Raw genomic sequence first — 6,074 nt, 5'->3', positions numbered from 1 at the left:
TGAAAGTGACTATTCCTGTAATTAGTGACTGCTGTACGATATTTCCGAACTGATTTCGAAACCGTGCAACGGGCTATCCCAGTTTGGATCGATAACATTATGTCCTGTTTGAGAGGAGGTGGTAGATTCTTTAGTATCGGCCGGTGTCGACGACACTTGGTTGTCTTCTGCCTCTGCTGACAAACTGCTCGTAGAATCGCCTGTAGCCCCATTCCCCTCAATCTCGGCTACCTTGTCTGGAGTACGAGACTCTAGCGTCGTCGTGACTGATCCATCTTCCTGATCCGTCGACCAGATCGCTTGTTCTTCGTTATCGGCACACGCTGTACATAGTCCACTGCTTTCGACTTCTTTCCATGCTGGGAGTTCCTGCTGACATCGCCCGCATATGAATGTCGGATCCGCACTCATTCTCAAAGTTGGATGACCCCCACACTAATGTATCTTGTTCCAATCTACAAAGCAGCGATTCCAATAAGCATACTTTCACTTCTTGTCTGAGACTCCTGAAGTCGACGATATACGGGTCGACCCACTCCTGCCGGGTCTCGTCGTCAAGGTGAGTCCGCGGCATGCGCGAAGTCTGGATCTACGCTCTCGATACAGAACTGCAGCATGGCGATTCCCGTTCGATGATTCGCGTTCGGGAGGGAGTGGCGGAGAATCAAGTTCGACATCAGCTCGCCTGCGACCTCCGGGAGTGGGCTCCCCCAGGAAACGTGTTCCAGCGCCTGCTCAATCTTCTGCGGTTTGAATTCCTTGTAGAGGCGGAATTCATTCGCTTCTCGGACGTCCACGGCGGCTTCGAGCAATTCCACTAACCGAAAGGCGACAACTTGTCCCTCGTGAGAGAACTCGGTAATTCGGTCGCTGAGCCACTCCTCATCGGAATCCATGTCTCTGGCGGCTTCGATCTCTGTCTCGCTCCCGTAGAGCACGCAGACTGGAGTGTCAAACGGATAACGAACCGACTCCATCCCTCATCCGAACTGATCAGCAACCAACTCCTCAAGGAACGCGCGCCCTTCGATTACTGCTGTTGTGTCGCCGACGTCAACCGCAGCCAGTACGTCCCCGATCGCCTGTTCAGCGATCCTATCACTCACGAAGATCGCAACGTTGCTCGCTCCCCCCGTCGCGTACTGATATGCCAGCCCCGCAAGCACGGTATCCGTCCGCTCGATCTCGTCTTCGGTGACGTCGTCCGCAGAGAGCGTCGCCATTCGCTCCCGTGTCTTGTCTACGACCTCTGAAACACGCGGCTTCGAGAAGTCGATCCGACCGGACTCCAGCCAGCCCGCATTCTGTGCCGCCTGCAACCGCTCACGCTGATATACATACGCGTCCGGCCCCTCACCGAGTTCTTCGGCAACCTGCTCGGGCACTTTGACCGTGAGACCGCGGCCCGTCACGAACTCCTCGAAGGCGCTATATTTCTCGTTGTCCGGACCGCCCATCGCGAACAGGACGCTGCTGTCGATGATGGCCGTGCTCTTGGGCGGAATCTCTGGCTCTCGGCTCATCACGCAGGCTGGTTGAGATACGGGTCATACGCGGCAGCCTCCTCGATCACGTCCTGGAGGGCAGTGAACACCGTCATCCCCTCGACGGGATGTACGTCAAGCTTGTTCGCCGCCGTCCGCTGGGTGAAGTCCCCATCCATGATGCGCAGCGTGTAGTGTAGCGCCGCAGCCAGTTTGGCGATGCCCTGCCGGTCGACGAACAGTTCGATGTCCTCCGTGTCGAGCTGTCGGCCGATGGCGTCGATAAGCGTTGGCGAGGCGGCAACTTCCCCCTGCTCGGTATCCAGCAACAACTGAATCGGCTCGACGGATACCCTCGTCGGCGTCTCGTCCTCATCCCGGGTCAGCAATTCCATCTCTTCGAGGCGTCCCACGTATTTGTAGGTGGTTGAGTGCGGCATATCGAGGTCCGTCTTGAGCGTCTCAATCTCGACGGGCCCTTCACGCAGAATATAGGTGTAGAGTCGGGCCAGTTGTGGCGTGTTCAACAATTCAACATAGGTGAGGAAGTCATTGAACGTCTCTTCCGGATCAGCTCGGGCGACGTCGGGTTGGTTATCCGATGTTGCCATCACAGTACATGTTCCATGTATAGCGTATTAACTCTTGTCTCCATCTGAGGGTTGGCTCGAAGGGGAAGCGATAGAGGCCGTCGATCCCCTCCTCTCACAACGTCTCTATCCGTACGTTACTCATCGACAGAGACAACCAAAGAGGAACTCCGAATCGTGATTCGTGAAGCAATGCGCGACGAACTCGAGCGGGCGAACTATTCCGAGGTTCGTGCTCATCTGAACTCGAACGTTCAATATCCCGCGGTTACGACAAAGTGATAGCGTGCCAACGCTCCTCCACTACTCCGATGTCGAGAACGCCTTTGACCGCCCCGAGCGTGTTGCGAGGCTCGCGGCCGCCCTCCAGACGCCCGCCGACGCCATCGTCGTCGGGTCCGGCGATGTCCTCGCCCCCGGTGCTCTCGCGAACGAACACGAGGGCCGTCAGGCACTCCCGTTCTTCAGGGTCGGTGAACCAAACATCTGGAACGCTCTGTCTGCAGTTGCCGATGAAAATCACGAAGGGCTGTATCAGGAACCAGTAGAGGGTGCCCGAATTGCATACTCTTCAGCGAGGTCGACCACATCGTAGACATGAATGCCGGTCTTGAACCAGAGCACTCGGTCGGCTTCGAGATCGATGTCTTCGCTCGTGCAGTCCAGTTCCTCGGACACCGCTAACACCAGATTCTCCACATCGGCCTGGCGGATCTTGGCGAGTTTCTCTTCGAGGTATTCGGGCGTCCAGAAGCCCACTATCTCGAGGATTGCCCGGCGGCCGTCGGGATGTTCGAGCGCGAAGTCCGGCAACAGAACCTCCGCTCCCAGATCGATCACGTCATCCTCGCGGACCAGTTCCCACTCCGTGTTCGCCCGCTCCCACTTGGTCGCCAGCGTGCGTTCGAGATCGCTGTCGAACTGGCTGCCACCGCTGTAGTGTGTCTGGAGTCCCGTCGTCTGATCGAGCGTCAATTCTCGTGTTTCGTTGACTGACTCGTCGGTGAGAATCTCTGCCGTGAGGTCCCACCGCTCGCAGTGGGGCAACGCAGGCAGGAAGTTCGCCATCCGGATGCCGTACTTGCGCGACTGCCGGAACAGCGAGGCCGGACCGTCCAAGATCGCTTCGTACCCCTCCGCGAGATCCGTGCTGGATACGCGCTCGCCGTGCTCGTCGAGCGGATAGATTCGGTGCATCAGCCCGAACAGCTTCACGTAGCTGAACACCGTCGAAAAGTGGTCCCATACCCGAATGCGCAACTCGGTTGCGTCGTAGAGCACTGCCTGCGCGAGCGCGAGGTTGTACCGATGCAGCAGCCACTCGACGGTGAGTGCCTCACCCTTGTACGCCTCCTCGCTCTGGCCAGTCAGCTGGGTCGTGCTGGTCGTTCCATCGGCATCCAGTTCGACTGACTCGGCGACCTGATCGCCGAAGCGCACGAGACGGTTATTCGCATCGAGATCCGCGTACATTCCCTGATGACACTCTGCGAGTGAGATGCCGAGCTCGTCGGCGACCGCCGTGTAGACGTCGAGCTTACGAGTGTCAGCATCGAGCGTTGGCTGCCGGACCACTGGATACGAGTCATTCGCCCGCTCGAACAGCCGTTGGCGGATCTCACGCGGCTCGGCTGCCGCTACCGTCTCGAAGTCGCACTCGTCACGCAGGAGTTTCGCCAGCCCCTGGATGATCTTGTAGTCGGTATCCGCTACCGTCAACTGGTCGATCGCCGTATCGAGATCGCTTTTCGGCTCACCCACGTGCGTTTCGAACAGCTCGATCAGCTCGCTCGCCGTCTCCCGATAGCGTACATCGTCGGGATCGATGGACAGTGGCGTCACCTCGCCGTCGGATGTTCGTGAGCGCGCGAGATCAGCCGTCAGCATGGCTTCTCCCTCACTCTACTGGTCGCGGTCACGCTTCGGCCTCGATGCCTTCGCGGCGACGCTGGGAGACGTAGTTCTCCATCGTATCCGTGGCGATGATTTCGTAGAGCCGCGCGGGCTGGCGGTCGTCGGTCGGGCGAAGGATTCGGCCGAGGCGCTGGGCGTACTGGCGTTTCGACGCGCTCCCTGAAAGGATGATCCCGACGTTGGCGGCGGGCACGTCAATGCCCTCGTCAAGCACCTGCGAGGTTGCCAAGATCGAGTACTCACCACTCCGAAATCGTTCGAGGATCTCCGTGCGTTCGTCGGTCTTGGTCTGATGGGTGATGCAGGGGACGATGAACTCCTGGGAGATCTCGTAGGCGAAGTCGTTGTTCGCGGTGAATATGATCGTCCGGTCGTCGTGATGGCGCTTGAGCAGCGTATCCAGCGTATCGAGTTTCTTCGTAGCCGTGCGCGCGAGCTCCTCGGCGCGCTGCTTGGCGATCAGTGCACGACGGCCATCAGAATCGTATGAGGTGTGCGCGAGGAACTCCTGATAGCCCTCGGCTTTCCAGAGGTCGAACTCGTGCGTATCGACGTACTCGCGGTAAAGGCCGTACTCCTCGTCGTACTGAGAGCGCTCGTCGTCGTTCAGCTCGACCTGCATGTGGATGGTTTCGTACTCGCTGAGGTACTCCCCGGCGAGTTCGTCGACCTCCTCTTCGTAGACGACCGGGCCGATGAGACCCGTGTCTTCGAGGAGTTCGTGAGCATCGTCGGCCCGTTCGTAGGTGGCTGTCAACCCCAGACGATACGGCGCGATGGTCATCTCGGGGATTTGCCTATAGGTCGGAGCTGGCAGGTGGTGAATTTCGTCCGCGATCAGGAGACCGAACTGATCGCCGTACTCGTCGATGTAGCGATACGCGCTGTCGTAGGTCGTGACGGTGACGGGTCTGATCTCGTGGGTACCGCCACCGAGCACGCCGACCGTCTGGCTGGTCCCGTCCCGGCTCTGATGGGGAAGTTGATCGCCGAAGGCGTTGGTGAGGGTGGCGTGCCACTGGTTCATCAGATCAATCGTCGGTGCGACCACTAGCGTGGCGACACCAGCGTCGGCGATCGCCTGAATGCCGAGAAACGTCTTCCCGCTTCCAGTTGGAAGGACGACGCTACCGCGACGGTCATGAGTCCGCCACGCATCGAGCGCTGCCTGCTGATACTCGCGCGGCTCGATCTGGAGCGCCGGATCGAGCGTGAGGGCGGGATATGCCCGAGCCGTGTCCTCGACCGCAACAGTGGCCGACTGGATGGTCTCTTGGTGGGCTGATTCTTGTCCAGCGGAGGGGGAGTCCTCGTCCTTCCACGCGTCGGCCCATTCGAGCAGGGGGCGGTACCGATACGCAGGCGCACGGTATTCCTCAACTCGGTCGTCCCACTCCACATATGGAACGTCTTCGCTAGCCTCTCGAAGCAGGAGTGTGCCTCCGTCGAACTCGACCCGCATCTGTGGATTACTCCGTTCCCCGGCGAACACGGTCACGCTAGGGGAGTGCCCGCATCAGAGGTCGCGGGCCTGGACGGTCTTGCGGTCGTTGTCCTCGGCACGCTGGGCGGCGTCTTCGAGCAGGTCCGACACCTCCTCGTCGAGGGCGTCGTAGAAATCCGACGAGACGTTCTGGTCTGCGAGATGCTCCTTCACGGCCGCTTTGACGATGGTATTCGCCATGCCATATCTCCTGCTGGTCGCTACTTATAGCCTGTCGAAGCACGTCGAAAGTGGAAATCGTCCATTTCAGCGCGTCTTGTTGCTAATGAGAACGGTGTGGAGATTGGGGCATAGCAAGCAACCCCCTGGGCTGATGCCCTCAGTCAGAGGCGAGCCTTCAGCATGGTCTCGGACCGAAACAGATGAACTACGCTCCAGTCGTCGAGAGCAGGCTCCCAGCCACACTCGCCAATTCTTCGGCATTCGCTTCACGCAGCCGCTCGTCGCCGAGCAGCAATCGCAGCCGTGGACGCCCTACGTCGATCGGCTCCTTTTCCGTCTCGATCAGCTCTATTGAATCCGCCGACGGCGTCGGGGTGAGTCGTTAGAACGATTGAGATGAAGCGGAAGAGGAGTCTTTGT

7 protein-coding genes and 1 pseudogene are annotated in these 6,074 nt (G+C 59.2%); all 8 read right to left on the bottom strand.

Annotation, left to right across the window (positions count from 1 at the left end; genetic code table 11):
- Positions 1–554 precede the first annotated feature (554 nt).
- Positions 555–977 carry a hypothetical protein gene (locus PHA81_RS20585; protein ID WP_273838738.1) on the bottom strand — a complete coding sequence of 141 codons (423 nt, stop codon included), beginning with the start codon at positions 975–977 and terminating at the stop codon, positions 555–557.
- 3 nt (positions 978–980) lie between these two features.
- Positions 981–1,523, bottom strand: coding sequence for a hypothetical protein (locus PHA81_RS20580; protein ID WP_273838736.1), 543 nt, complete (start codon positions 1,521–1,523; stop codon positions 981–983).
- Positions 1,523–2,095, bottom strand: coding sequence for a helix-turn-helix domain-containing protein (locus PHA81_RS20575; protein ID WP_273838734.1), 573 nt, complete (start codon positions 2,093–2,095; stop codon positions 1,523–1,525). Before PHA81_RS20575 ends, PHA81_RS20580 begins: the two co-directional genes overlap by 1 nt.
- Positions 2,096–2,342: 247 nt before the next feature.
- Complete coding sequence (locus PHA81_RS20570) at positions 2,343–2,513, bottom strand: hypothetical protein (RefSeq protein ID WP_273838732.1); 171 nt, start codon at positions 2,511–2,513, stop codon at positions 2,343–2,345.
- 95 nt (positions 2,514–2,608) lie between these two features.
- The gene (locus tag PHA81_RS20565) at positions 2,609–3,961 is read right to left on the bottom strand and encodes a DUF790 family protein (RefSeq protein WP_273838730.1); all 1,353 of its coding nucleotides are present in this window, start codon (positions 3,959–3,961) and stop codon (positions 2,609–2,611) included.
- A 28-nt stretch (positions 3,962–3,989) separates the two neighbouring features.
- Positions 3,990–5,450 (bottom strand): DEAD/DEAH box helicase family protein, encoded by a 1,461-nt coding sequence (locus tag PHA81_RS20560; RefSeq protein ID WP_273838728.1) that lies wholly within the window; start codon positions 5,448–5,450, stop codon positions 3,990–3,992.
- A gap of 54 nt (positions 5,451–5,504) precedes the next feature.
- Positions 5,505–5,672, bottom strand: a complete 168-nt coding sequence (locus tag PHA81_RS20555; RefSeq protein WP_273838726.1) for a DUF1931 domain-containing protein — start codon at positions 5,670–5,672, stop codon at positions 5,505–5,507.
- 187 nt (positions 5,673–5,859) lie between these two features.
- Positions 5,860–6,000, bottom strand: a pseudogene (locus PHA81_RS20550) (DUF5821 family protein); the annotation flags it as partial.
- Between the last annotated feature and the right edge of the window lie 74 nt (positions 6,001–6,074).

This window comes from Halococcus sp. PRR34 (genome assembly GCF_028617175.1).
Lineage (GTDB): Archaea > Halobacteriota > Halobacteria > Halobacteriales > Halococcaceae > Halococcus > Halococcus salifodinae.
The sequence above is the reverse complement of the archived record's forward strand: the minus strand, read 5'-3'. Positions and strand labels throughout refer to the sequence as shown.